The 25,879-nt window shown below is 71.8% G+C and carries 24 protein-coding genes and 1 pseudogene; 9 read left to right on the top strand and 16 right to left on the bottom strand.

The genetic code is table 11. The annotated features are described in order from the left end of the window. The first annotated feature begins 4 nt into the window (after positions 1-4). The 4 genes from CP976_RS34555 to argG all read left to right on the top strand — a co-directional run bounded on the left by CP976_RS34555 (position 5) and on the right by argG (position 6,525). Positions 5-1,813: a methylmalonyl-CoA mutase subunit beta gene (locus CP976_RS34555; RefSeq protein ID WP_150483844.1), complete on the top strand. Its 1,809-nt coding sequence runs from the start codon at positions 5-7 to the stop codon at positions 1,811-1,813. Next, on the top strand, positions 1,813-4,005 hold the full coding sequence (gene scpA / locus CP976_RS34550; RefSeq protein ID WP_150483843.1) for a methylmalonyl-CoA mutase: 2,193 nt from the start codon (positions 1,813-1,815) through the stop codon (positions 4,003-4,005). The genes CP976_RS34555 and scpA overlap by 1 nt, the downstream gene beginning before the upstream one ends. Next, positions 4,002-4,997 carry a methylmalonyl Co-A mutase-associated GTPase MeaB gene (gene meaB / locus CP976_RS34545; protein WP_150483842.1) on the top strand — a complete coding sequence of 332 codons (996 nt, stop codon included), beginning with the start codon at positions 4,002-4,004 and terminating at the stop codon, positions 4,995-4,997. Before scpA ends, meaB begins: the two co-directional genes overlap by 4 nt. 73 nt (positions 4,998-5,070) lie before the next feature. Continuing rightward, entirely contained in the window at positions 5,071-6,525 is a 1,455-nt protein-coding gene (argG, locus tag CP976_RS34540; RefSeq protein WP_150483841.1) for an argininosuccinate synthase, read from the top strand. A gap of 125 nt (positions 6,526-6,650) precedes the next feature. Here argG and CP976_RS34535 read toward each other — a convergent pair whose 3' ends face one another. The 12 genes from CP976_RS34535 to CP976_RS34485 form a co-directional block, all read right to left on the bottom strand. Beyond that, positions 6,651-7,232: a hypothetical protein gene (locus CP976_RS34535; protein WP_150483840.1), complete on the bottom strand. Its 582-nt coding sequence runs from the start codon at positions 7,230-7,232 to the stop codon at positions 6,651-6,653. Positions 7,233-7,336: 104 nt separating this feature from the next. Continuing rightward, a complete protein-coding gene (locus CP976_RS43075; protein WP_167537474.1) occupies positions 7,337-7,477 on the bottom strand; it encodes a hypothetical protein in 141 nt (46 codons plus the stop codon). 110 nt (positions 7,478-7,587) lie between these two features. Continuing rightward, a complete protein-coding gene (locus CP976_RS34530) occupies positions 7,588-8,013 on the bottom strand; it encodes a hypothetical protein (protein WP_150483839.1) in 426 nt (141 codons plus the stop codon). Between the two features lie 96 nt (positions 8,014-8,109). Next, positions 8,110-8,664, bottom strand: a complete 555-nt coding sequence (locus CP976_RS34525; RefSeq protein WP_150483838.1) for a hypothetical protein — start codon at positions 8,662-8,664, stop codon at positions 8,110-8,112. Between the two features lie 344 nt (positions 8,665-9,008). Continuing rightward, positions 9,009-10,460, bottom strand: coding sequence for a Re/Si-specific NAD(P)(+) transhydrogenase subunit beta (gene pntB, locus CP976_RS34520; RefSeq protein WP_150483837.1), 1,452 nt, complete (start codon positions 10,458-10,460; stop codon positions 9,009-9,011). Positions 10,461-10,466: 6 nt separating this feature from the next. After that, the gene (locus CP976_RS34515) at positions 10,467-12,026 is read right to left on the bottom strand and encodes a Re/Si-specific NAD(P)(+) transhydrogenase subunit alpha (protein WP_150483836.1); all 1,560 of its coding nucleotides are present in this window, start codon (positions 12,024-12,026) and stop codon (positions 10,467-10,469) included. Positions 12,027-12,348: 322 nt separating this feature from the next. After that, positions 12,349-12,801 carry a VOC family protein gene (locus CP976_RS34510; RefSeq protein ID WP_150483835.1) on the bottom strand — a complete coding sequence of 151 codons (453 nt, stop codon included), beginning with the start codon at positions 12,799-12,801 and terminating at the stop codon, positions 12,349-12,351. 64 nt (positions 12,802-12,865) lie between these two features. Next, positions 12,866-13,693, bottom strand: a complete 828-nt coding sequence (locus CP976_RS34505; protein ID WP_150483834.1) for a helix-turn-helix domain-containing protein — start codon at positions 13,691-13,693, stop codon at positions 12,866-12,868. A 21-nt stretch (positions 13,694-13,714) separates the two neighbouring features. After that, entirely contained in the window at positions 13,715-15,376 is a 1,662-nt protein-coding gene (locus tag CP976_RS34500; RefSeq protein ID WP_150483833.1) for a glycoside hydrolase family 13 protein, read from the bottom strand. A 29-nt stretch (positions 15,377-15,405) separates the two neighbouring features. Further along, complete coding sequence (locus tag CP976_RS34495) at positions 15,406-16,239, bottom strand: carbohydrate ABC transporter permease (RefSeq protein WP_150483832.1); 834 nt, start codon at positions 16,237-16,239, stop codon at positions 15,406-15,408. Next, positions 16,236-17,303, bottom strand: coding sequence for a carbohydrate ABC transporter permease (locus CP976_RS34490; protein ID WP_150483831.1), 1,068 nt, complete (start codon positions 17,301-17,303; stop codon positions 16,236-16,238). The genes CP976_RS34495 and CP976_RS34490 overlap by 4 nt, the downstream gene beginning before the upstream one ends. Before the next feature lie 11 nt (positions 17,304-17,314). Further along, positions 17,315-18,619 carry an ABC transporter substrate-binding protein gene (locus CP976_RS34485; protein ID WP_150483830.1) on the bottom strand — a complete coding sequence of 435 codons (1,305 nt, stop codon included), beginning with the start codon at positions 18,617-18,619 and terminating at the stop codon, positions 17,315-17,317. Positions 18,620-18,930: 311 nt separating this feature from the next. On the opposite strand from CP976_RS34485, the gene CP976_RS34480 reads away from it, so the two are divergent. Beyond that, positions 18,931-19,965 (top strand): LacI family DNA-binding transcriptional regulator, encoded by a 1,035-nt coding sequence (locus CP976_RS34480; protein ID WP_150485623.1) that lies wholly within the window; start codon positions 18,931-18,933, stop codon positions 19,963-19,965. A 75-nt stretch (positions 19,966-20,040) separates the two neighbouring features. After that, the gene (locus CP976_RS34475) at positions 20,041-20,853 is read left to right on the top strand and encodes a class I SAM-dependent methyltransferase (protein WP_229875298.1); all 813 of its coding nucleotides are present in this window, start codon (positions 20,041-20,043) and stop codon (positions 20,851-20,853) included. Here the strand turns inward: CP976_RS34475 and CP976_RS44535 are convergent. Continuing rightward, positions 20,740-21,327, bottom strand: a complete 588-nt coding sequence (locus tag CP976_RS44535) for a Fur family transcriptional regulator (protein ID WP_150483829.1) — start codon at positions 21,325-21,327, stop codon at positions 20,740-20,742. The genes CP976_RS34475 and CP976_RS44535 overlap by 114 nt on opposite strands. Positions 21,328-21,470: 143 nt before the next feature. On the opposite strand from CP976_RS44535, the pseudogene CP976_RS34465 reads away from it, so the two are divergent. The 3 genes and pseudogenes from CP976_RS34465 to CP976_RS34455 form a co-directional block, all read left to right on the top strand. After that, positions 21,471-21,617 (top strand): annotated as a pseudogene (locus CP976_RS34465) (AbfB domain-containing protein); the annotation flags it as partial. Positions 21,618-21,696: 79 nt separating this feature from the next. Continuing rightward, entirely contained in the window at positions 21,697-22,605 is a 909-nt protein-coding gene (locus tag CP976_RS34460) for a polysaccharide pyruvyl transferase family protein (RefSeq protein ID WP_150483828.1), read from the top strand. Positions 22,606-22,711: 106 nt separating this feature from the next. Then, entirely contained in the window at positions 22,712-23,032 is a 321-nt protein-coding gene (locus CP976_RS34455; protein ID WP_150483827.1) for a DUF3040 domain-containing protein, read from the top strand. 49 nt (positions 23,033-23,081) lie between these two features. On the opposite strand, the gene CP976_RS34450 is transcribed toward CP976_RS34455, so the two are convergent. Genes CP976_RS34450 through CP976_RS34440 form a run of 3 tightly spaced genes read right to left on the bottom strand, consistent with a single transcriptional unit; the run spans position 23,082 to position 25,847 of the window. Further along, on the bottom strand, positions 23,082-23,978 hold the full coding sequence (locus CP976_RS34450; RefSeq protein WP_150483826.1) for a glycosyltransferase family 2 protein: 897 nt from the start codon (positions 23,976-23,978) through the stop codon (positions 23,082-23,084). Beyond that, positions 23,975-24,856 carry a glycosyltransferase family 2 protein gene (locus tag CP976_RS34445; protein WP_150483825.1) on the bottom strand — a complete coding sequence of 294 codons (882 nt, stop codon included), beginning with the start codon at positions 24,854-24,856 and terminating at the stop codon, positions 23,975-23,977. The genes CP976_RS34450 and CP976_RS34445 overlap by 4 nt, the downstream gene beginning before the upstream one ends. 13 nt (positions 24,857-24,869) lie before the next feature. After that, a complete protein-coding gene (locus CP976_RS34440; RefSeq protein WP_150483824.1) occupies positions 24,870-25,847 on the bottom strand; it encodes a glycosyltransferase family 9 protein in 978 nt (325 codons plus the stop codon). Between the last annotated feature and the right edge of the window lie 32 nt (positions 25,848-25,879).

The raw sequence follows: 25,879 nt of genomic DNA, 5'->3' as shown, positions 1-25,879 counted from the left end.
GAGCATGACGGTCCTGCCTGACGACGGGCTCGAGCTGGCCGGCGACTTCCCTGATGTGCCCCATGAGCAGTGGCAGCGCCTTGTGGCGGGTGTGCTGCGCAAGTCGGGCAAGGAAGTGGAGGGCGCCGAGGCCGAGGAAGCCCTGTCCACCGCGCTGGAGGACGGGTTGCGCACCCGGCCTCTCTACACCGCGCACGACACCGCGCCCGAGCCGGGCCTGCCCGGATTCGCTCCCTTCGTGCGGGGCGGCCGGGCCGAGGGGAACACGCTCGGCGGCTGGGACGTACGGCAGCGGCACGCGGTGGCCGACGGCGGCGCGGTGCTCGCGGATCTCGAGAACGGCGTCACCTCCCTGTGGCTGGCAGCGGGGAAAGGCGGCATCCCGGTGCCGGAGCTCGGCCGGGTCCTCGACGGTGTCCATCTCGACCTCGCCCCCGTCGTCCTCGACGCGGGGCGTGAGACCGAGCCCGCCGCGCGGGAGCTGCTGCGGCTGTACGCGGAGCGGGGCGTCGCCCCGGAGGCGGCGCGCGGCAATCTGGGCGCCGACCCGCTGGGCCAGGAGGCCCGCAGCGGGCAGGAGGGCGACGTCGCTCCGGCGGCGGAGCTCGCGCGGCTGTGTGCCGAGGGGTACCCGGGGCTGCGGGCGCTGACCGTGGACGCGCTGCCGTACCACGAGGCCGGCGGTTCGGCCGCCCAGGAGCTGGGTTGCTCGCTGGCCACGGGCGTGGCGTATCTGCGGAACCTCACCGAGGCGGGGCTGAGCGTCGAACAGGCCTGTGCGCAGCTTGAGTTCCGGTACGCGGCGACCGCCGACCAGTTCCTGACGATCGCCAAGCTGCGGGCCGCGCGCCGGCTGTGGGCGCGGGTGGCCGAGGTCTGCGGGGCGCCGCGCGCGGGAGCGCAGCTCCAGCACGTCGTGACGTCGCCGGTGATGATGACGCGCCGCGACCCGTGGGTGAACATGCTGCGCACCACCATCGCCACGCTGGCCGCCGGGGCGGGCGGGGCCGACTCGGTCACCGTGCTGCCCTTCGACCACGCCCTCGGCCTGCCCGACGCGTTCGCGCGCCGTATCGCCCGCAACACCTCGACCATCCTCATCGAGGAGTCGCATCTGTCCCGGGTGATCGACCCGGCGGGCGGCTCCTGGTACGTGGAGCGGCTCACCGACGAACTCGCCCACGCGGGCTGGGAGTTCTTCCGGAGGATCGAGCGGCTCGGCGGCCAGGCGGCGGCCCTGCGGTCGGGGGACCTCGCGCAGGACCTGGCCGACACCTGGCAGGCCCGCCGTACGAAGCTGGCGAAGCGGCGCGAACCCGTCACGGGCGTCAGCGAGTTCCCGTATCTCGCGGAGAAGCCGGTGGTCCGCGAGAGCGCGCCCGAGCCGCTGTCCGGCGGGCTGCCGCGGGTGCGCCGCGACGAGGAGTTCGAGGCGCTGCGCGCCCGCTCCGACGCCCACCTCGCCGCGACGGGTTCCCGGCCCCGGATCTTCCTCGCCGCGATCGGCCCAGCCGCCGCGCACACAGCGCGCCTCACCTTCGCCTCGAACCTCTTCCAGGCGGGCGGCATCGAGCCCGTCACGGACGGCACCTTCGAGGACAGCGGCGCCACGGAGGCTGTGCTGTGCTCCAGCGACGCGCTGTACGAGGAGCAGGCCGAGGCCACCGCCCGGGCTCTGAAGGCCTCCGGCGCGCGGCATGTGTTCCTCGCGGGCCGTCCCGGGCAGTACGCCGGTGTCGACGCGTACGTCTTCGCGGGCTGCGACGCCGTGGCCGTGCTCTCCGCGACCCTCGACCGCATGGGAGTGTCCTGATGACCGCCCCCTCCGACCGTTCCGTCCCCGACTTCTCCGGGATCGAGCTGGGGACCCCGGCCTCCGACGGCGGCTCCGACGAATGGCGTACGGCGGTCAAGAACGCCTCCGGCGGTGACGACCTGCTCTGGGAGACCCCGGAGGGCATCGCGGTCAAGCCGCTGTACACCGGGCGTGACCTGGAGGGCCTGGACTTCCTGGACACGTACCCGGGCACGGCTCCGTATCTGCGCGGCCCGTACCCGACGATGTACGTCAACCAGCCCTGGACGATCCGCCAGTACGCCGGTTTCTCCACGGCCGAGGAGTCCAACGCGTTCTACCGGCGCAACCTCGCGGCCGGGCAGAAGGGCCTGTCGGTCGCCTTCGACCTGCCCACGCACCGGGGCTACGACAGCGACCACCCGCGCGTGACCGGTGACGTCGGCATGGCGGGCGTGGCGATCGACTCGATCTACGACATGCGGCAGCTGTTCGACGGGATCCCGCTGGACAAGATGACGGTGTCGATGACGATGAACGGCGCCGTGCTGCCGGTGCTGGCGCTGTACATCGTGGCCGCGGAGGAGCAGGGCGTACCGCCGGAGAAGCTGGCGGGGACCATCCAGAACGACATCCTCAAGGAGTTCATGGTCCGCAACACCTACATCTATCCGCCGAAGCCGTCGATGCGGATCATCTCCGACATCTTCGCCTTCACCTCGCAGCGGATGCCGCGCTACAACTCCATCTCCATCTCCGGCTACCACATCCAGGAGGCGGGCGCGACGGCCGACCTGGAGCTGGCGTACACGCTCGCGGACGGCGTGGAGTACATCCGGGCGGGCCGTGAAGCCGGCCTGGACGTGGACGCGTTCGCGCCCCGGCTGTCGTTCTTCTGGGCGATCGGCATGAACTTCTTCATGGAGGTCGCCAAGCTGCGGGCGGCGCGGCTGCTGTGGGCGAAGCTGGTGAGGCAGTTCGACCCGAAGAACGCCAAGTCCCTGTCCCTGCGCACCCATTCGCAGACCTCCGGCTGGTCGCTGACCGCGCAGGACGTGTTCAACAACGTGACGCGCACCTGCGTCGAGGCGATGGCGGCGACGCAGGGGCACACGCAGTCGCTGCACACCAACGCCCTCGACGAGGCGCTGGCCCTGCCCACCGACTTCTCGGCGCGCATCGCCCGCAACACGCAGCTGCTGCTCCAGCAGGAGTCCGGCACGACCCGGGTCATCGACCCCTGGGGCGGCAGCGCCTACGTCGAGCGGCTGACGTACGACCTCGCCCGGCGGGCCTGGCAGCACATCCAGGAGGTCGAGGCCGCGGGCGGCATGGCCAAGGCCATCGACGCGGGCATTCCGAAGCTGCGCATCGAGGAGGCGGCGGCCCGCACGCAGGCCCGGATCGACTCCGGGCGGCAGCCGGTCATCGGCGTCAACAAGTACCGCGTCGAGACCGACGAGCAGATCGACGTCCTCAAGGTCGACAACTCCTCCGTGCGCGCCCAGCAGATCGAGAAGCTGCGGCGGCTGCGGGCGGAGCGGGACGAGAGGGCGTGCCAGGACGCGCTGGAGGCGCTGACCCGGGCCGCCGCGGGCGAGGGCAACCTGCTGGAGCTGGCGGTGCACGCGGCCCGTGCGAAGGCGACCGTCGGCGAGATCTCCGACGCCCTGGAGAAGGTGTACGGCCGGCACGCGAGCCAGATCCGTACGATCTCCGGCGTGTATCGCAACGAAGCAGGGGAGTCCCCGTCCGTGGACCGCACCCGCGCCCTGGTCTCCGACTTCGAGGAGGCCGAGGGCCGTCGCCCGCGCATCCTGGTCGCGAAGATGGGCCAGGACGGCCACGACCGCGGCCAGAAGGTGATCGCGACCGCCTTCGCCGACCTCGGCTTCGACGTGGACGTCGGCCCGCTGTTCCAGACCCCGGCCGAGGTGGCCCGGCAGGCCGTCGAGGCGGACGTGCACATCGTCGGCGTCTCGTCGCTGGCGGCCGGTCACCTCACCCTCGTCCCGGCGCTGCGCGAGGCGCTGGCCGAGGAGGGGCGCGAGGACATCATGATCGTGGTCGGCGGGGTGATCCCGCCGCAGGACGTGCCGACGCTGCTGGAGATGGGCGCGGCGGCGGTCTTCCCGCCGGGGACGGTGATCCCGGACGCGGCGTACGACCTGGTGAAGCGGCTGTCGGACGGACTCGGGCACGACCTGTGATCGATGTCGACGCGTATGTGAAGGGCGTACTCGACGGGAAGCGGGCGATCATCGCCCGGGCCATCACGCTCGTCGAGTCGACCCGCCCTCAGCACCGGGTGCTGGCCCAGGAGTTGCTGACCGAGCTGCTCCCGCACAGCGGGCGGGCCCGGCGGATCGGCGTCAGCGGGGTGCCGGGCGTGGGCAAGTCGACGTTCATCGACGCGTTCGGCTCGATGCTGACGGGGCTCGGGCACCGGGTGGCGGTGCTCGCCGTCGACCCGTCCTCCAGCCGTACCGGCGGCTCGATCCTGGGCGACAAGACGCGCATGGAACGGCTGGCCGTGGACCCGGCGGCGTTCGTCCGCCCCTCCCCCACCGCGGGCACGCTGGGCGGGGTCGCCAAGGCGACGCGTGAGTCGATCGTGGTGATGGAGGCGGCGGGCTACGACGTGGTCCTGGTGGAGACGGTCGGCGTCGGGCAGTCCGAGACCGCGGTCGCGAACATGGTCGACTCCTTCCTGCTGCTCACCCTCGCCCGCACGGGCGACCAGCTCCAGGGCATCAAGAAGGGCGTCCTGGAACTGGCCGACGTGATCGCCGTGAACAAGGCGGACGGGCCGCACGAGCGCGACGCCCGTGCCGCCGCCAGGGAGCTGGCGGGGGCGCTGCGGCTGATGCACGGCAAGGACGCGTTCTGGACGCCGCCGGTGCTGCACTGCAGCGCCCGCGAGTCGTCCGGCCTGGACACGGTGTGGGAGCGCCTGGAGCAGCACCGCACCCTGCTGGACTCCACGGGCCGCCTCGCCGCCAAGCGCCGTGACCAGCAGGTCGACTGGACCTGGAGCATGGTCCGCGACGAACTCCTCGGCCGGCTGCAGGCCGACCCGGCGGTACGGGCTCTGGCGCCCGTGCTGGAGCAGCGGGTCCGGGAGGGTGAGCTCACCCCGACGCTGGCCGCCGAGCAGATCCTCGGAGCGCTCGGCGGTGGCTCCGAGGCGGCGGATTCCTAGACCGGAAGCTACCGGAACGGCGATTTCGCATACCCGGCTTGCATGACTATGCAAAGTGATACATACTCTTTCTATGTCCAAGGTCCTCACCTCCCTGCCCGCCGGCGAGCGCGTCGGCATCGCCTTCTCGGGCGGTCTCGACACCTCCGTCGCGGTCGCGTGGATGCGCGACAAGGGCGCCGTCCCGTGCACCTACACCGCCGACATCGGCCAGTACGACGAGCCCGACATCGCGTCGGTGCCCGGCCGTGCGAAGACCTACGGTGCCGAGATCGCGCGCCTGGTCGACTGCCGTGCCGCGCTGGTCGAGGAGGGCCTGGCGGCGCTGACCTGCGGCGCGTTCCACATCCGCTCGGGCGGGCGGGCGTACTTCAACACCACGCCGCTCGGCCGTGCCGTCACCGGCACGCTGCTGGTGCGCGCGATGCTCGAGGACGACGTCCAGATCTGGGGCGACGGCTCGACCTTCAAGGGCAACGACATCGAGCGGTTCTACCGCTACGGCCTGCTCGCCAACCCGCACCTGCGGATCTACAAGCCCTGGCTGGACGCGGCGTTCGTGACCGAGCTCGGCGGCCGCAAGGAGATGTCCGAGTGGCTGCTCGCCCACGGGCTGCCCTACCGCGACAGCACGGAGAAGGCGTACTCCACCGACGCCAACATCTGGGGCGCCACACACGAGGCGAAGACCCTGGAGCACCTGGACACCGGCGTCGAGACCGTCGAGCCGATCATGGGCGTGAGGTTCTGGGACCCCGAGGTCGACATCGCCACCGAGGACGTGACGATCGGCTTCGAACAGGGCCGCCCCGTGACGATCAACGGCAAGGAGTTCTCCTCCCCCGTCGACCTGGTCATGGAGGCCAACGCCATCGGCGGGCGGCACGGCCTGGGCATGTCGGACCAGATCGAGAACCGGATCATCGAGGCCAAGAGCCGCGGCATCTACGAGGCCCCGGGCATGGCCCTGCTGCACGCCGCGTACGAGCGCCTGGTCAACGCGATCCACAACGAGGACACCCTCGCCCAGTACCACACCGAGGGACGGCGGCTCGGCCGGCTGATGTACGAGGGCCGCTGGCTGGACCCGCAGGCGCTGATGATCCGCGAGTCGCTCCAGCGGTGGGTCGGCGCGGCCGTCACCGGCGAGGTGACGCTGCGGCTGCGGCGCGGTGAGGACTACTCGATCCTCGACACGACCGGCCCGGCGTTCAGCTACCACCCGGACAAGCTGTCCATGGAGCGCACCGAGGACTCCGCGTTCGGCCCGGTGGACCGGATCGGCCAGCTCACCATGCGCAACCTGGACATCGCCGACTCCCGCGCCAAGCTGGAGCAGTACGCCGGCATCGGCCTGATCGGCACCGGCAGCCCGACCATCGGCGCCTCCCAGGCCGCCGCGACCGGGCTGATCGGCACCATGCCGGAGCTGCCCCAGGGCGGCGCCGAGGCCATCGCCTCCCGGGGCGCGGTCTCCGAGGAGGACGCGTGGCTGGACCGCGCCGCGATGGACTCCGGCACGGACTGATCGGTTCGGGTGCCCCGTGCGACGGGGGCATCGAAGACAAGGCCGGCCCGGCACCCACAGTGCCGGGCCGGCCCTTTGTCTGCCCCGGGCCCCGTACGTCACCGTCGCGAGACGGCGCGTTCAGGTCACTTGCCGGTCAGCTTCTCGACGCGGCGCTGCACGATGGTGATCGCGGTGCGCGCGGCCTCCAGTTTGATGCCCTGGTTACGGGCGAGCGCGGTGTAGGCGTCGCCCGAACCGGGGTTGGCGGCGATCTGTGCGGTGTAGTCCTGCGGGAACGCGTTGTCCAGGTAGCCATTGATCTCGGTCACGATGACGCCGAACCCGATCTTCGGGGAGCGGCCGTCCGCGATCGCGAGGAGGCTGACGAGGTCCGGCAGCTTGTCCAGCTCGGCCGTGACGCCGGTGACCGCGGTCTTGGTCGCGAGCCTGTTCAGCAGCACCAGCGCGCTGCCGGCCGCGTCATAGCCGGGGGTGAGCGTCTTGGTCCGTGTGTCGCGGCGGCGGAACAACACGACGAGCAGGATGCCGACGGCCGCGACGATGACCCCGACGGCGCTCCAGGTCAGCACGGGCGACAGCCCCGCGCCGGTGGCCTCGGCGGCCGCCGCGAGGACGAGCGGCCGAGATGTATTCGTGTTGTTCACCGGCGGGAAGGAACTAAAGCAGGGCAGCATGGTGTTGTCCTTAGTGAGGATGGTGCTCACCGGCGTGACCTTGCCAGGGTCCGGTGAGCATGGATTCCGGCACCGTTCAGGCGGTGCGTTCAGCTGCGGCCTCGGGCTTTGCAGAGCCCGGGGCCGCAGCATGATCAGGACCGGATGGTCTTCTTGGCCGGCCGGTCGGGAGGTCTGCTCAGTCGGCGGTCGTCGACGGGGTGGAGGCGGCAGTTGCGCAGCCGGTCACGATCGCTGTGGGGGCGCCTTGGCTGGTGGATGAAGTAGATCTGCATGGGGTCCGCCTGATCTGCGAGGTTGTCGGTCACTGCGAAGCACTCGGTCGGATCGAGGACGCTCGGCGGCTCCGCGGTCAAGGGTTCCGGGCCCGCTCGGTCCGCTCCTTTCATTCACGGTCCAACGGGTGCTGACGAAAGAAGAACGCGGTGACCCGGTGTCGCGTACGCCAGTCGGGGTCGTCCTCGGTGATGGAGATGCGCACGTCGCTCATGACGCCGTACGCGGCAGCCATGGCGCCACCGACCTGCAGCGCGATCGCCGATGAGGTGCCCACGCTGAAAGCGGTGATCAGCGTGGCGGCCGCCGCCATGACGAACGCTCCCATCGGCATCGCGAACCGGGGAATCCTGGCGATCCTGGCGTGTGTGCGGGCGCGCTGAGCCTGCCTGGCAGTGCGGCATGCATGCATCGCGGACTCCTCGAAGGCGTGGCTGCGCGAGGACGAGCCGGTCTCCTCGTAGGTGAAGAACTTCGCAGTCACGGTGCCCTCCCTCTCGTCGTCCGTGATGGCGGTGGTGCTGGGTGGTGTCATCCCACAGTCCTCCTCGTGGCGTTGGTCCTTCTCGGTTTCGCCGTTCTCCGGCGGGAGCACCGGGACGGCTGCGTGGTCCTGGACGGCCGTCCGCGATCAAACGCTCTCGTTCTCCTCGATGGCCCCGGCCGGGACCGGCATCTGGACGTTCCTCGGCATCTCCTCCTTGACGCTCCTGACGGCCTTGGTGGGGAAGGTGCCGCCGATCGACTCGACGAACCACCGCATGACCAGGGGGTTCGCCCGGTGCTTGGGCAGCTCGAGCCATCCCGAGCTCAGGTGCGAACCAGCGCACTTGACGCCCACGTTCATGGCGCGAGCAGCTGTCCTCCGATCCACGCCGATCAAGGACTCCAGGTGGATGGCCTCCCGCTGACGGCGAGTGAGTTTGGTGTCCGCGAGGTGCAGGCCACCCTTGATGACCGCGATCGTCTCCCTGCGGTCCCACTTCGCCGGGAAGTCCTCGCCGTTCACCAAGTCCTCGATGACTTCCGCCATCACGTCGACGGCGGGCAGGAGATGCAGACGGTAGTCGCCCTCGTCATCGGCCCACCGTGCCTCCCGCTCGGCGTAGGCGGCCTTGGTCGTGTGCTGCCGGAACAACTTGGCGGAGTTCGGTACGCGGCTCTGGACGGACTGCGCGAACTTCACCGCCTTGCGCTGGACCCAGTCCTCGATGTCCCACAGCGGGGGCCCTGGCGGTACACCGCCTGCACGACGGAGAACAACTTCCAGTCGGGCGTGGTCGTGTGGTGCGCCACTTGGTCCTCCTGTGCCAGGCCGGGCGGGTGCGAATTCCGTACCTGGAAGGCTACGGAGGGGCCATGGCTCGAGGATTAGACGAGGTGACGGGCGCTCACCGGCCCGGGGCGGCAGCGGCTGAGGGTGCGGATGTGCCCGCCCCCCAACGCACAGATGAGGCACCACCCGTGTGCGAACAGCACGGATGGTGCCTCATCTGCGATCGTCGCCCGGTCGGCTACGGGCGTCGCCCTTCAGCGCGTGCTGCCGGCCATCTCCCGGACAGGCGCGTCGAGGGCGTCCAGGCTGCGCAGGATGTCCTCCACGCGCTGCTTGGCGTCGCCGAAGAGCATCTGGCTGTTCTCCCGGAAGAACAGCGGGTTCTGCACACCGGCGTACCCGGCGGCCATCGACCGCTTGAAGACGACCACGTTGGCCGCCTCCCACACGTGCAGCACCGGCATACCCGCGATGGGGCTGGCCGGGTTGTCGGTGGCGGCCGGGTTGACGGTGTCGTTGGCGCCGATGACCAGGACGACCGAGGTGGCGGCGAAGTCGTCGTTGATCTCGTCCATTTCCAGGACGATGTCGTACGGCACGTTCGCCTCGGCGAGCAGCACGTTCATGTGCCCGGGCAGCCGGCCGGCGACGGGGTGGATGCCGAAGCGCACCTCGACGCCCCGCTCGCGCAGCTTGCGCGCCAGCTCGGCGACCGGGTACTGGGCCTGGGCGACGGCCATGCCGTAGCCGGGCGTGATGATCACCGAGGAGGCGTCGCGCAGGAGTTCCGCGGTCTCCTCGGCGCTGATCTCGCGGTGCTCGCCCTGCTCGCCCTCGTCGGCCGCCGCGGCCGGGGTGCCGAAGCCGCCGGCGATCACCGAGATGAAGGACCGGTTCATCGCCTTGCACATGATGTACGACAGGTAGGCACCGGAGGAGCCGACCAGCGCGCCGGTGACGATGAGCAGGTTGTTGGCGAGCAGGAAGCCCGAGGCGGCGGCGGCCCAGCCGGAGTAGCTGTTGAGCATGGAGACGACCACCGGCATGTCACCGCCGCCGATGGAGGCGACCAGGTGCGCGCCCAGGGCGAGGGCGATGACGGTGACCGCGATGAGCAGACCGATGTGGGGGCGTGCCACGAACGCGACGGTCAGCGCGACGAACGCGACCAGGGCGCCCACGTTGAGGACGTGCTTGCCGGGCAGCGTGAGCGGGCGGGAGTTGATGCGCGCCGAGAGCTTCAGGTACGCGACGACGGAACCCGTGAAGGTGACGGCACCGATGAACACCCCGATGAACACCTCGGCGTGGTGGATGCCGAGCAGCGAACCGGTGAGCTCCTCACCGCCGTGGCTCCCGGCGTCGACGTCGAGGTAGCCGTTCCAGCCGACGAACGCGGCGGCGAGACCGACGAGGCTGTGCATGATGGCGATCAGCTCCGGCATGCCGGTCATCTCGACCACCCGGGCCCGCCACAGTCCGATGCCCGCGCCGACGGCCGTGGCGACGGCGATCAGTACGAGTCCGGTGGCGGTGATGCTCTTCGAGGCGAGACCGACGGTGGCCGCCAGGGCGACGACCATGCCCGCGATGCCCCAGACGACTCCCGAGCGGGAGGTCCGGTGCTGCGAGAGCCCGGCGAGGCTGAGGATGAACAGCAACGCGGCGACGACGTAGGCGGCTTCTGAGGCCGTGACTGTGGTCATCCGTGATCAGCCCTTCGAGAACATGCCGAGCATCCGGCGGGTGACGGCGAATCCGCCGAAGATGTTGATGCTCGCCAGCAGGATCGCGGCGAACGACAGCACGTTGACGGCGGTGTTCCCGTGCCCGATCTGGAGCAGCGCGCCGACCACGACGATCCCGGAGATGGCGTTGGTGACCGACATCAGCGGGGTGTGCAGCGCGTGGTGCACGTTGCCGATGACGTAGAAGCCGATGACGATCGCCAGCACGAACACCGTGAAGTGGCCGATGAGCTGGCTCGGCGAGAAGGCCGTCACCAGGAACAGCGCGAGCGCCCCGGCACCGACCAGGGCGTACGGGGACCACGCGGGGCGGGCGGGCTTCGCCGGCGGCGTGGAGGGCGCCGCCGGTTCCGTACCGCCGGCGGGTGCGGGGGCGGGCGCGGCGGACACCTGGACCGGGGGCGGCGGCCAGGTCTTCTCGCCGTCGCGGACCACGGTCATCGACCGCTGCACCACGTCGTCGAAGTCGAGGACCAGACGGCCGTCCTTGCCCGGGGTCAGCAGCTTCATCAGGTTGACGACGTTGGTGCCGTAGAGCTGCGAGGCCTGGGCCGGGAGCCTGCCGGGCAGGTCGGTGTAGCCGATGATCGTCACGTCGTTGTCGGTGACGACGGCCTTCCCGGCGACCGTGCCCTCGACGTTGCCGCCCTGGGCAGCCGCCATGTCGACGATCACGCTGCCGGACTTCATCCGCGCCACGTCCTCGGCGGTGATCAGCCTCGGCGCGGGGCGGCCCGGGATGAGCGCGGTGGTGATGATGATGTCGACGTCGGCGGCCTGCTCGGCGTAGAGCTGCGCGGCGAGCCGGTCGTAGTCCTCCGAGGTGGCCCTGGCGTAGCCGTCGGTACTCACCTCCTGCTCGACGCCCACCGTCAGGAACTCCCCGCCCAGCGAGCGGACCTGCTCGGCGACCTCGGGCCGGGGGTCGGTGGCGCGGACCACGGCACCGAGGCTGCGGGCGGCGCCGATCGCGGCGAGTCCGGCCACACCGGCACCGGCCACCAGCACCTTGGCGGGCGGCACCTTTCCGGCGGCGGTCACCTGGCCGGTGAAGAACCGGCCGAAGGCGTGCGCGGCCTCGACCACGGCCCGGTATCCGGCGATGTTCGCCATCGAGCTGAGCACGTCCAGGGACTGGGCGCGCGAGATGCGCGGCACGGCGTCCATGGCGAGCACGGTGATCGGCCGCCGCGCCAGCTCGTCGACCAGTTCCGGGTGCAGCGCGGGGCCGATGAGCGCGATCAGCGTCGCCCCGTCCCTCAGCCGGCCGATCTCCTCGCTGGAGGGGCCGTTCACCTTGAGCACGATCTCCGCCTGCCACGGGTCGCCGAGCCGGGCACCCGCCTCCTCGTAGGCCGCGTCGGAGAAGCGGGACGAGGCTCCCGCCCCCGGTTCGACCACCACCTCGTAGCCGAGCGCGGCAAGTCTCCCCACGGTGGCCGGCGTCGCCGCCACCCTGGTCTCGCCCGCAGTGGACTCGGCGGGTATGCCGATCCGCTGGGGTTCCGGTTCCGCTGGGACCATCGTCTGCCTCTCCGTCGTTCGGGTGCCTGTCCTCCTTGGTGCCCGCATCCTGCACCCTCGACGCGGCATAGGTGGCGGGCCGTGGTCACATGGCCGAGGAGGCCGTCCTCACACCGCCGGGGGCTTGCCGTGAGGCGCTTTCGGGGGTAACGCTGGGCCGCCAGGGACGGAAGGAAACTCGCGGGGCAGAAGGGTCTTGTGATGCGTCACGCCGCGGCCGGGCGCGGACGCAGAAGGGTCTTGTGACGCGTCACGCCGCGGCCGGGCGCGGACTGAGTGGCCCTACGCGGCCCTGGCCGGGGCGGTATCGGGGTGTGATCCGTCAGGTGAACAGGTCGGTCGTGCGCTGCTGGATCTCCTCAGGGGACAGCTCCTCGATCGTCTGGGAGATCATCCAGAGATGGCCGAACGGATCGGCGAGACGGCCGCCGCGCTGCCCGTAGTGCTGGTCGGCGACCGGATACACCACGCTCGCCCCGCCCCGCAGCATGGCCTCGGCCACGGCGTCGGCGTCGGACACGTCCAGGGCCATGATCACCGGGCTGCCGCCGAGCGAGTCCGGCGCCGGGTCGCTCTCGTCGGCGTCCTTGACCGCGATCACCGCGCCGCCGAGTCGCAGCATGGCGTGCACGATCTTCCCGTCGGGGTCGGTGTACCGCTCGATCTCCTCGGCGCCGAACGCGGTCCGGTAGAAGTCGATCGCCCGGGGCCCGTCGGAGACCACGAGGCGGGCGTAGAGCCGGGTGAGGGACGGCTTGTCGTCTGTGTTCGTCATGCCTTCACGATGGCCGGTCCGGGCGGCCGTGGATTGTAGAAAACGGTCGGGCGGGCAGGACCCGTCACCCGCCGAGCAGAACGTGGTTGCGTTCCAGGGACGAGCGCGGCGCGTACGCGGTCGGGGTGATCCCGGCGAGCGCGCGGAACTCGTGGATCAGATGTGCCTGGTCGTGGTAGCCGCACGCGGCGGCGAGGACCGCCCAGTCCGGTTCCCCGGACCCGGCGTTCACACGGCCCAGCAGCCGCTGGAAGCGCCGTACCCGCGCATACCGTTTCGGCGGGAGGCCCAGCTGTTCGGCGCACCTGCGGGCCAGCCGCCGGGAGGTCCAGCCGAGCCGGTCGGCGACCTCACCCACCGGCGTTCCGCGGTCGAGCAGCACCGCGGCGAGACGGACCGCCGGGTCGGGCTCCAGGGGACGTTCCGACCGCCGGAGCAGGACCGTTTCCAGCTCCCGCAGGCATGCCTGCGGGCCGCCGGCGGCCATGGCCTCCAGCAGCCGCTCGCGCAGCACCGCACCGTCCGTGCCCCACAGCTCGTCGAGCCCGGCGAGCCGGTCGCGGAGCGCGTTGACCGGCACGGAGAGGAACGGATACGCCCCCGCGGGACGGAACGCCACCCACACGACGGCGCGCTGCTGTGCCGGGTCGATCACCGCCGGCCCCGTGTACGGCCCCTGGAGAGCCGCTCCCCGGGTCCGCCTGTCCGAAGAGCCCAGGGCGTCCCCGTCGAGGTTCACCAGCAACTGCGCCCCGCCCGTCGGCAGGGACAGCTCGGCGGAGTGCGCGAACCGCCCTTCGGCATAACCGAGCGCACCGATCAGCGGCGCGAGTGCCGGCGCCGACGGCCGGACCGTGAGCGAGACGGGAAGCTGCTCCGCCGTGCGAGCCATACGCCCAGCCTAGGATCCCCGCTACACCGCCAGCCACACCGCCTGGTCGGGCCCCAGCAGGCCGTCCTCGAGCCGGCCGCCGGCCAGGAGGAGCCCGGAGTGTGCGGGCAACTCGTACGGCTCGGTGGAGAGGTTGACCACGCACACGAATCCGGGGTCGCGGCTGAAGGCCAGCACCCCCTCGGGGGTGTCCAGCCACGCCATCGTGCCGTCGCCGAGGGCGGGGTGGTCGCGGCGGACGCGCAGGGCCGTGCGGTAGAGCTCCAGCATGGACGCCGGGTCACCGGTCTGGGTCTCGACGCTCAGTCCGGCCCAGTCGGCGGGCTGCGGCAGCCAGGGGTCGGCGGTCGCACCGGCGGGGCTGAAGCCGTAGGGGGCCTTCTGGCCCGACCAGGGGATCGGGACGCGGCAGCCGTCGCGGCCGCGGTCGGTGTGGCCGGAGCGCTCCCAGATCGGGTCCTGGAGGGCGGACTCGGGCAGGTCCTCGACCTCGGGGAGGCCGAGTTCCTCGCCCTGGTAGACGTAGGCGCCGCCGGGCAGGGCGAGCATCAGCAGGGCGGCGGCCCGGGCACGCCGGGTGCCGAGCTCCGGGTCGAGGGAGCCGTCGGGCTCGAACCGGGCGTTGGCCATCCAGCTCCGCGCGGCGGTACGGCCGTATCGGCTGGGGTGGCGCATGACGTCGTGGTTGGAGAGGACCCAGGTGGCGGGTGCGCCCACCGCGCCGAGCATGGCCAGGGAGTCGTCGATGACCGCGCGCAGGTCCTTGGCGTCCCAGCCGCACATGAGGAAGTCGAAGTTGAAGGCGGTGTGGAGGCCGTCCCGGCGGACGTACGCCGCGAGCCGTTCCGGTGTGTCGGCCCAGGCCTCGGCGACGAAGGAACGGTCTCCGGGGAACTCGTCGGCGACCTTGCGCCAGCCCCGGTATATCTCGTGCACCTCGTCCCGGTCCCAGTGCGGGTGGTCGAGGTGCTGCCGGATCTCGTCCCGGCGGGTGAGCGGGCCCGTCACCGCGGGTTCGGCGCGGGGCGGCAGGTCGGGCAGCTCGGGGTGTTTGACCAGGCCGTGGGCGACGTCGATGCGGAAGCCGTCGACGCCCCGGCTGAACCAGAACCGCAGGATCGACTCGAACTCGGTGCGAACCTCGGGGTGTTGCCAGTTGAGGTCGGGCTGCTCGGGTGCGAACAGGTGGAGATACCAGTCGCCGTCGGGCAGCCGGGTCCAGGCCGGGCCGCCGAAGCAGGACACCCAGTCGTTCGGGGGTTCGGCGCCGTCGGGTCCGCGGCCGGGGCGGAAGACGTAGCGCTCGCGTTCCGGGCTGCCCGGTCCGGCCGTCAACGCCGCCTGGAACCAGGGGTGCTGGTCGGAGGTGTGGTTGGGCACGATGTCGGGGATGACGCGGATCCCGTGCGCGTGCGCTTCGGTGATGAGCCGCTCGGCGTCGGCCAGGGTGCCGAAGCGCGGGTCGATGGCGCGGAAGTCGGCGACGTCGTAGCCGTGGTCGGCCATGGGGGACTTGTACCAGGGGTTGATCCAGATGGCGTCCACGCCGAGGGACTTCAGATACGGCAGCCGGGAGCGGATGCCGGCGATGTCGCCGATGCCGTCGCCGTTGTCGTCGGCGAAGCTGCGGATGTAGACCTGGTAGATGACGGCACTGCGCCACCAGGGTGCGGTGAAAGACACCTGCTGTGACTCCTTCTGTGGGGGCGTGTCTACTTCGCGGCGCCGGCCGTGAGCCCGGCGACGATGCGGCGCTGGAACAGCAGCACCATCACGACCAGCGGAATGGTCACCACGACGCCCGCGGCCATCTGGCTGCCGAACGGCGTCTGGTACGTCGTCGCCCCCGAGAACTTCGAGATGGCGACGGTCGCCGTCTGCATGCTGGGCTTGTTGGTCATCGACAGGGCGATGAGGAACTCGTTCCAGGCGGCGATGAACGTGATGATCGCGGTGGTGAAGATGCCCGGCGCGGCGAGCGGGACGATGACCTTGCGGAAGGCCTGGCCGCGGGTGCAGCCGTCGACCATGGCGGCGTGTTCCAGCTCGTCCGGCATCTGCCGGAAGAACGTGGTCAGGTTCCACACCGCCAGCGGCAGCGTGAAGGACATGCTGGGCACGATCATGGACTGGTAGGTGTTGATCCAGCCGATGTCGGTGAACAGCTTCAGCAGCGGGACGACGATCGACACCACCGGGAACATCGAGGTGGCGATGATCAGCGTGAGGATCAGCCGCTTGAAGCGGAACTCCAGCCGGGCCATCGCGTACGCGGTGAACGTGGCCAGCAGCAGCGACAGCGCGGTCGTGACGCCGGCGACGACCAGGCTGTTGAGCAGCGCCCTGGTGAAGCCCTGGCCCGGGCTGAACACCGACCGGTAGTTCTCGAACGACACCGAGGAGGGGAACAGGGAGGTGCTGAAGATGTCGCCGGTGCTGCGGAGGCTGGAGACCAGCATCCAGTAGAAGGGGGCCAGGCAGTAGGCCACCACCAGGGCGATGCCCAGATGGGGCAGCCACTGCCGCCACTTGGCCGTGAGGGTCATGCCGTCACCTCCCGGACGCGGCGGCGCGGCGTCCTGACCGCGCGGCTCTTGCGCTTCTTCGTCCCGCCGGCGCCCCCGATGAGGTCGGCGCCGAGCAGCCGGACGAAGGCGAGCGCGATGAGGAAGACGTAGAGGAAGAGGAGGACCGCGTACGCGGAGGCGGGTCCGAAGCGGACGTTGGACGCCTCGTTCTGCGCGAGCATCGACAGCGTCTCGACGGAGCCCTTCTGGGCGCCGATGAGGATGTAGGGCAGGTCGAACATCCGCAGCGCGTCCAGGCAGCGGAACAGCACCGCCACCATCAGCGCGGGTTTCACCAGCGGCAGGGTGATGCGCCAGAACTGCTGGAGGGCGCTCGCCCCGTCGAGCCGGGCCGCCTCGTAGACCTCCTTCGGGATCACCTGGAGGCCGGCCAGCACCAGCAGGCCGATGAAGGGGGCGGTCTTCCACACGTCGGCGATGACGACCGCGATCTTGGCGGAGAAGCCGTCGGCGGTCCACAGCACCTGGTGGCCGAGGACGACGTTGGCGATTCCGTTCGCGTTGAAGATCCATTTCCAGAGCAGTCCCGAGATGGCCGTGGGGATCGCCCAGGGCACGAGGATGCCGGCCCGCACCACGGACCGGCCCCGGAAGGCCCGGTGCATGACGATCGCCATGGCGACGCCGATCAGGGTCTCCAGCGACACCGTGACGACGGTGAAGAAGGTGGTGTTCCAGAAGGCGTTCCAGAAGCGGTCGCCGGCCTGGGTGAAGATGTCGGTGTAGTTCTTCAGCCCGACGAACGGCTCGGTGTCGCTGATGAATCCGGTCTTCGGGTCCAGCCCCTTCGGCCCGTACAGGGACTCGTCGAGTGCCATGAGCGTCGGGTAGAGCACGACGACCGTCAGCACCAGCAGCGTCGGGGAGACCAGGAGCGCGGCCAGGCGGCCGGTGCCCGCGGTGGCCCGGGAGGGTGCACGACGCCGGGGGCGTTCGGGGGCCGGGAGCCGCCCGGGGCGGCGGCGGGCCGCCGTCCCGGGCGCGTGCGGGGCGGTGTCGGGCGGGATCGCGGTGTCGGCCATGACCCGCGGCCTCACTGTGCCGTCAGCTTCTGAAGGTCCCCCTGGAGGTCCTTCAGCGCCTGTGCGCTGCTCTTCTTACCGGTGAGCGCGGCGTAGACCTCGTTCTGGATCGCGGCGGTCACGTCGCCGTACTGCACGACGCGCGGGCGCGGCACGGCCTTCGTGATCGACTGCTTGAGGTCGGGCAGGTACGGATACTGCTTGTCCAGGGCCGCGTTGTCGTAGAGGTCGGCGTAGGGCGGGGCGAGGGAGGCGTTCTTGAGGAAGTAGGTCGCGCTCTCCTCGCTGGTGAAGAACTTCATGAAGTCCAGCGCCGTGGCCTTGTTCTTGGCGAAGGACGACAGGGCCAGGTTGGAGCCGCCGAGGCTGGAGGCGCCGGGGCCGTTCAGGCCGGGCAGGGGTGCGACGGCGAACTTGCCCTGGATGGCGCTCTTCTGGGCGAGGGAGTACACGTAGGGCCAGTTGTTCAGGAAGATCAGCTTGCCTGCCTGGAACGCCTGGCGGCCGTCCTCCTCCTGGTAGGTGATGGCCTCCTTGGGGATCGTCCTGTCCTTGAAGGCGTCGACGAGGAAGTCCAGGCCCTTCTTGGCCTGCGGGGTGTCGACATCGGGCTTGCCGTCGGCGTCGACGATCTGGCCGCCGGCGGAGTTGACGGCCTCGGCGAAGTTCACCGTGAGGCCCTCGTACTTCTGGAACTGCCCTGCGTAGCAGGACATGTCCTTGGCTTCGGGCAGCTTCCTCACCTTGGCGCAGGCGGCGGTCATCTGGGCCCAGGTGGTGGGGGGCCGGGTGACGCCGGCCTTCTTCAGCAGGTCGGTGCGGTAGAACAGCAGGCCGCCGTTGGAGCTGGCGGGGACGGCGTAGAGCTTGCCGCGGTACTTGGCCGTCTCCACCACCGGCTGGAGCATCTTGCCGAGCGGGAACCGGTTCGCGGGCAGCGGCTCGATCCACTGGTGGGCGGCGAACTCCGACGTCCACACGACGTCGGTGGCGAGCACCGTGTAGGCGTCGGACTTCGTCTCCGCGTTCTGGATCATCTGCTGGCGCTGCGAGTCGGCGTCCGTCGGCAGCTGGATGAAGGTGACCTTCTCCTTGGGGTGCGCCTTGTTCCAGCGGCCGATGATCGTCTGGACCGTGCCGGTGGTGTCCTTGCCGGCGACGTACGTGATGGGGCCGCGGCCCTTGAACGACGCCGCCGCGGCCGGCTCGGACTGTCCGGAGCCGCTGCCGCCGGACGAGCCGCAGGCGGTGAGGAGGAGTCCGGCGGCGGTGAGCGCTGCGGAACACTGAATCGCTCTGGCGGTGCTGGTCTTCACTGTCTCTCCTGGTCGTGACGTACCGAAGTCGTGTCTGTTCCCCCGGAAGGGCTTTGGTCATGAGATTGCGTTGCCACGGCATTCCGCTGATAAAAACCGCAGTTCACAGCAGGTATGAGGCGTCCCTCCGGGGCGACTTCGAACCTGTCGAGACAACGCTTGCACGCTAGAAGTGCTCCGCCGGGAAGTCAATGCGTTACGCCGTGGTAAGAAGGCAAGAAGTTGGTGAGACAGCGCTGTCATCAACTGCCGGTCACGGCAGTGCTCCTGTTAGCGTCCGGCGCATGTCACCAGGTCAGCGGCACCCCACGATGGCTGACGTCGCCGAGCGGGCCGGGGTCTCCACGTCCACGGTCTCGCGCACCCTGCGCGGCCTGTCCACGGTCTCGCCCGAGGTGCGCGCCCGCGTCGAACGGGCCGCCCGGGAGCTGAACTTCGCGGTCTCGCGCCACGCCGCCAGCCTCGTGACGGGCAGGACGTGCAGCGTCGCGGTGCTCGTGCCCACGCTCAGTTCGTGGTTCGTGGGCTCGGCCCTGTCGGGCCTCGCGCTCGTACTGCGCGCGGCCGGCATGGAACTGACGGTCTATGTGATCCCCGGCATGGCCGAGCGCACGGCGTTCTTCGAGCATCTCCCCGCGCGGCGCAACGCCGACGCGCTGCTGGTGTTCTCCTTCGACCTCACCGAGGAGGAGACCGCCCGGCTGGACAGCCTCGGCATGCCGGTCGTGTACGTCAGCCAGCATGTCGACGGACGCCCGAGCGTCTACGTCGACGACGTGGCCGGCGCCCTGCGCGGCACCCGGCACCTGCTCAACCTCGGGCACCGCCGGATCGCCTACGTGCGGACGGTGGGCACCGGCGGCTTCTCCTTCAGCTCGCAGGAGCGGCTGGTCGGTTACCGGCAGGCGCTGACCGAGGCGGGCCTGCCCCTGGACGACGAGCTCGTGGTCGCCACCCCGGCGGGCGACAAGCGCGGCGCCGCCGAGGCGGTCGGCAGGCTGCTGGGGCTGCGGGAGCCGCCCACGGCGGTCTTCGCCGAGCAGGACGAGGTGGCCGTCGCCGTCATCTGGACGCTGCGCGCGACGCGCGTCGAGGTGCCCGGGCAGGTGTCCGTCGCCGGCTTCGACGACCAGCCGGTGGCCCAGTGGTTCGATCTGACCACCGTGGCCCAGTCGCCCTCGGCCATCGGCCGGGAGGCCGGCGCGCTCGCGCTGGCGCTCGTCAACGACCCCGGCGGGGACCGCCGACGGCACGTCGTGCTGCCCACCCATGTGATCCCCCGGACCACCACCGCCCCGCCTCCGGCTCCACGGAGCGCACCCGAGGAGCCGGCCCGACTGCCGTAGGCCTGACGGAAATCGCCGTGCCCGCCGGGGGCCCCGAACCTAGACTCGGCCGGAATGACGAGGGGGCGGTTGCGTATGACCACGGGAGAGAACACCGTCGGGGACGTCTTCAGCGCGGGAGCGCAGGAGTTCCACAGCTGGTCCCGGATGCTGTGGGACCCGGTCGGCGAGGCGACGGCGGACGTGGCCGCCCCGGCCGGCGGGGAGTCGGTGCTGGACGCCTGCTGCGGGGCCGGGGCGTCGGCGCTGCCGGCCGCGCGGGCCGTGGGGGCGGCGGGCCGGGTGGACGCCGTGGACCTCGCGGACGGGCTGCTGGCGATCGGGGAGCGCCGGGCGCGCGAGGAGGGCCTGGCGAACATCCGCTTCCACCGCCACGAGGTCACCTCGTGGCCCGTGCCCGGCCCCGGCTACGACGTGGTGCAGTGCGGGCTCGGGGTGTTCTTCTTCCCGGACATGGACCGGGACTCGGCCGCGCTGACGCGGATGCTGCGCCCCGGGGGCCGGTTCGTCGTGACGGTCTGGGAGAAGGGCGCGCTCGGCGGCTGGCAGTCGGCGCTCCGGGGCGCGGTCCTGACCGAGCGCGATCTGCCCCGCCCGCCGCAGATGGAGCAGCTGGCCCGGATCGACACGGCCGGCACCCTCGCGGCCTGGCTGACGGACCTGGGCGGGAGCGAACCCCGGGTCGTCCAGCGGCACTTCGAGGCCCCGCTGTCCCCGGAGACGGGCTGGGAACTCGCCACCGGCAGTGGGGCGCGCCGGATGCTGGACGGGCTGTCACCGGCCGCCGTCGAGCGGGTACGCGCCGAGTTCACCACCCGGCTCACCGCGGACCCGGTCACCGACCTCGACGTACGCGTCCTGACGGGCACGGCCCGCTTCCCCGGCTGACCGGCCGGACGGACGGGGCGGCGGACACGAGGCCGCCGTCGGCCCGCGCCCGCAAGGGCCGCAGACTCCGCTCAGTTCGAGGGTGTGCTCCAGTTCCGTGAAGCCCGTGATCTCGGCGAGCCGGGCGGCCCACTCCTCGACGGCCTCCGCGTCCACGGGACGGCTGCGGCCGCAGCGGCGGCAGATGAGGTAGTGGCGGTGCTCGCCGGCCGGCCGCCCCAGGTAGAGCCGCTCGCCACCCTCGTCGCGCACGACGTCGACCAACCCGGCGCGGTCCAGCTCGCGCAGGGTGCGGTAGACGGTGGTGAGCCCGACGGTGCTGCCGGAGTCGGCCAGCAGCGCGTGCAGTTCCTGCGCGGAGACGAACTCGCGGCAGCGGCCCAGTGTGCCGAGCACCGCCCGGCGCTGCCACGTACTGCGCAGGCCCGGGGTGTGGATGCGCTCCACGGCCGGGCTCTCCTCCGCTTCGCCCACCACTGGACTCCTTGCTCGACCGGCGCGTTGTCGGCCCCCCATGCTAGATGAACATGGTTTTCACGTCGATGACCGACCCGAGCCGCCTCACGAACTGCGTTCGAGATTACGGACGCAGACTCGGACAGAGGCGGCGGCGACGGCGCGCCGGGCCGGCCGACTCGGCGGGCGTCTCCTACGAGTCGTACAACTACCCGGGGCGATACGTCCGCCACTGGGAGTACCTGCTGAACGTGCAGGCGGTGAGCACGGCGACCGACCGTGCGGACGCCACCTTCTACGCCGAGTGACCATGGTGCGGTCGCCCGTAATGCCCTGATTGTCTTGCCGGTGGGCGGGCACTCAGGGCGTGTGCACACACAAGACGGCATGCGACCGCGCAAGGTTCTGCTGACCGGGTGGTTCAGCTTCCGGGACGGGGAGGCGACCGCCGGGGACGTGCTGGCCCTGCGCCGGGTCGAGGACGTACTGCTGGGCACGGGCATCCCCTACGACGTCGCCTGGAGTCCCGGTTTCCGTCCGGAGGCACTGCATCTGGACCGGCTGTGGCCGGAGGACTACTCCCACCTGGTGTTCGTCTGCGGTCCGCTGCACGGGCCGCAGATCGAGGAGCTGCACCGGCGGTTCGCGCACTGTGTGCGGATCGCCGTCGGCACGTCGGTGATCGATCCCGCCAGCCGGGCCGTGACCGGCTTCCACCGGGTGCTGCCGCGGGACGCGCCGGACAGCGAGCCGGTGGAGGACCTCGCGGCCCGCGCCCCGGACGCGCCGGCCCGGCCGGTCGTCGGGGTGATCCTGACGCACGGGCAGCACGAGTACGGGGAGCTGCGGCGGCACGGGCAGGTCGCCGAGGAGGTGACGCGCTGGCTGGCCGGGAAGGACTGCGGCCGGCTGGAGCTGGAGACGCGGCTCGACACACACGACTGGCATCTCAGTGCCACGCCCGCGCAGCTCCAGTCCGTGCTGGCCCGGCTGGACCTCGTCGTCACCGACCGGCTGCACGGGCTGGTCATCGCGCTGCGGGTCGGCACCCCGGTGCTGGCCGTCGACCCGGTCGAAGGCGGAGCGAAGATGACCGCGCAGGCCCGGGCCTGCGGCTGGCCCGCGCTGGTGCCCGCCGAGCGGCTGGACGTGCGGCAACTGGACCGCTGGTGGGACTGGTGTCTGACCGGCGGCCGGGTGACCGCACGGCAGATCCGGGACGGGTTCCGTGAAGGAACCGTGCCAGACAGCGCGGACCGGCTCGTCGAGGCGCTGGCGCGGCCGGTCCCCGGTTAACTCCGGGACTTCACGGGGCACCCGCCTGTACATCCCCGCTGTAGTCCTCCGCCGCACGTCCCCCTCGGGGCGCAAGACGGTCCGGCCGCCCGGAAGGAGAAAGCGCGTGTCCATCGGCCGACTTCCCGAGAACGAGCAGCGCATCCTCGACGAGATGGAACGCGCGCTGCGCCGCGACCGCCGCCTGGACCGCCGGCTGCGCACCCTGCGACTGAGCCGCCGTCCCGACCCCGCCCGGCTCCTGGCCCGCCTCGGCTCCTACCGCCCCCGCGTCTGGACCGTGGCGGTCCTGCTCGCGGTGTCGGTCGGGCTGATGGTGGCCGGAATGGTCACCTCCGAGCCGGGGGTGATCTGGGCGTTCGCCGCCATATGGCCGCCGACGCTGTTCGCCGTGTTCCGGCTGATGTGCCGGTGGTGCGGGGGCTGAGCGTCCGCCGCTGGTCCGACGACCGGAACCCGCACCGGCCGGTGCGGGTTCAGCCCGTGTAGCGACGGGCCTTCGAGGCGCGCTGGGCCGGTTCCAGCAGGCGCAGGCGGGACTCGACCTCGTGCGGCAGGACGCGGCGTTCGCGCAGGACCCAGGGGAGGGCGGCGGCGGCCTCGGCGAAGGCGCGCAGGGAGGCGGTGTCGCGCGGCACCGTGCGGGCCAGGTCCACGGTCCGGCGCAGGGCGGGGCCGGCCGGGCGGCGCAGCCAGGTGAACCACAGGGTGTTGCGGATGCCGTGGGAGCGGCGCAGGGTGGCGTCCCGGGCCACGGACGGGTGGTGGTGCACGACCAGGTGGTCGGCGTACGTCAGCCACCATCCGTCGGCCGCCAGGTCCGCGGCGAGCAGTTCCTCCTCGCCGCCCAGCCACAGCCGCGGATGGAAACCGCCCGCCGCCCGGAAGGCGTCGGTGCGCAGCACGGTCGCGGCGGCCAGGAACGAGCCGAGAGCCGGTCCGGGCAGCCAACCGGGCCCGGGGACGGGCGAGTCGCGCAGTTCCTCGACGATCGGGTCGTCCGTGCCGTCCGGTTCGACGACGATCCGGGCCGTGACCGAGCCCAGCGCCGGATACCGGTCGAGCAGGTCGGCGGCCCCCGTCAGCGATCCCGGTGCCCACCAGGAGTCGTCGTCGCAGAAGGCGACGTAGGGCGTGCCGACCTGCCGGATCGCCAGGTTGCGGCCGACTGCGCCGAGGTTGCGGCCGGGCCGCAGCAGCCGCACCCACGGGTGATGGCGGGCGACGGCGTCGGCGGTGCCGTCCGTGGAGCCGTTGTCGGTGACGATCACCGGTGGGTTCTCCGGCAGTTCGGCGAGATGGCCGAGCGTGCGCAGCAGCTCCCGGCGCCGGTTGTGGGTGATGACGACGACGGTCGTACGGCTGTCGGTCATGCGGCGGCTCCCTCCAGCAGGCGCGCGGCCCGCTCCACGTGCGGCGGCAGCGGTTTGCGTGCGCGCAGGGCGGCGGGCAGCCGGGCGAGCGTCCCGCGCAGGGCCTGCCGGGCGTGGTCGTCGTGCCGGGCCTCGGCGGCGAGGGCGCCGGTGCGGGCGAGCGCGTAGGGCACGGGGCGGCGCAGCCAGGCGGTGAGGAGTTCGTTGCGGCGCTGGACGACCGGGCGGCCGGTGCGGGGCGAGGGCGCGGGGTGGTGGTGGGCGACGACGTCCGGGCAGTGGGTGACGCCCCAGCCGCGGGCGGCCATGTCGTAGGCGAGGAGGGTCTCCTCACCGCCGAAGAACAGCAGCCGGTGGAAGCCGCCCGCGTCGAGATAGGCGCTGCGGCGCACGACGGAGGCGCAGGCGAGGAAGCCCAGGACCTGGGTGCCGGGCAGGTCGGCGGCCCGCCCGAGGGGCGAGGCGGCGAGCACCTCGTTGAGCGGGTCGGGATCCGCGGTGGGGCCGACGAAGGTGCGCGCGGCGATGAGGCCGAGCCGCGGATGCTCCTCGAACAGGCCGGCCGCCCTGGTCAGGGCGCCGGGCGCCCACCAGGAGTCGTCGTCGCTGAACGCCACGTAGGGGGTGTCCAGGGCACGGGCACCGTGGTTGCGCGCCAGGGCGCCGTGGTTGAACGGCAGTGCCAGCACCTGGACCTGTGGGAAGTCGCGGGCGAGCATGGCGCGCGTGTCGTCGGTGGAGGCGTTGTCCGCGACGAGGATCCGGGGTCGTTCGGGGAGGGCGACGAGGTGGTGCAGGGCCTCGGCGAGGGCGGCGGCGCGGTTGCGGGTGGCGATGACGATGCCGACGGGAGTGGTGTCCGGGTACGGGATGGTCATCGTGCGGTGCCCCTCAGAGGTGTCGGGTGCCGGGCAGTTCGTCGACGGCGCGCAGGACGTCGTCGGGGGTGATGCGCAGGAGCGCGGGGTCGGGGCGGCGGCCGTGCGGGTCGCCCTCCGGGCCGTACCACAGCGCGCGGTGGCGGGGGCCGGCCGGCGGGCCCCAGCGGCTCGGCGCGACCGGGCCGAAGAGGGTGACGGAGCGTGTGGCGTGGGCGACCGCGAGGTGGGCGATGCCGGTGTCGCCGCTGATCACGGCGTACGCGTCGGCGACGAGGGCGGCCAGCCGGCCGAACGGGAGGCCGCCGCCGAACACGTCGGTGTCGGGCAGGCCGGCCTGCTTGGCGAGCCGGGCGACGAGGTCGCTCTCGTCGGCGCCGCCGGTCACGACGACCCGCAGGCCACGGGCGCGCAGCCGGTCCGCGACGGCCGCGTACCGCTCGACGGGCCAGCAGCGGGCGGGTGACCCGGCGCCGGGGTGCAGCACGACCGCGCCGGGTGCCGGGGAGGCGGTGCGCGGGCGGGGCAGGTGCAGGTCGCCCGGGTCGGCGTCGATGCCGTACGCCTGGAGCAGCCGGCACCAGCGGTCGCGTTCGTGTTCCTCCGCGTACCAGGGCGGGCCGTCGATCTCGGGCGTGTCCGGGTGGGCGAAGGCGAGCAACTTCAGCGGGCGCAGCTCCATGAGCAGCCGGTGGCTGGGCGGTCCGTTGCCGTGCAGGTCGACGGCGACGTCCGGGGGCGGACCGCTCCAGTCGAGCGAGCGCGGCACGCCCCGCCCCGGCGCGGAGGCGGGCAGCAGCCGGTCCACGGCCCCCGTCGCCTCGGCGACCGGCTCCAGCTCGGCGGGGGCGGCCAGCACGAGCTCGTGGTTGGGGTAGGCCCGCCGGAGCGCACGCAGCGCGGGGACCCCGGCGAGGAGGTCGCCGAGGCCCAGGGCCCGGAGGACCAGGAGGCGGGGTGTCGTCGGCTCGGGTGCCGCGTCCGGTGTCATGCCAGCAGACTGCCTTGTGGCCTGCGCGTCCG

This window comes from Streptomyces coeruleorubidus (assembly GCF_008705135.1).
GTDB lineage: Bacteria > Actinomycetota > Actinomycetes > Streptomycetales > Streptomycetaceae > Streptomyces > Streptomyces coeruleofuscus.
The sequence above is the reverse complement of the archived record's forward strand: the minus strand, read 5'-3'. Positions and strand labels throughout refer to the sequence as shown.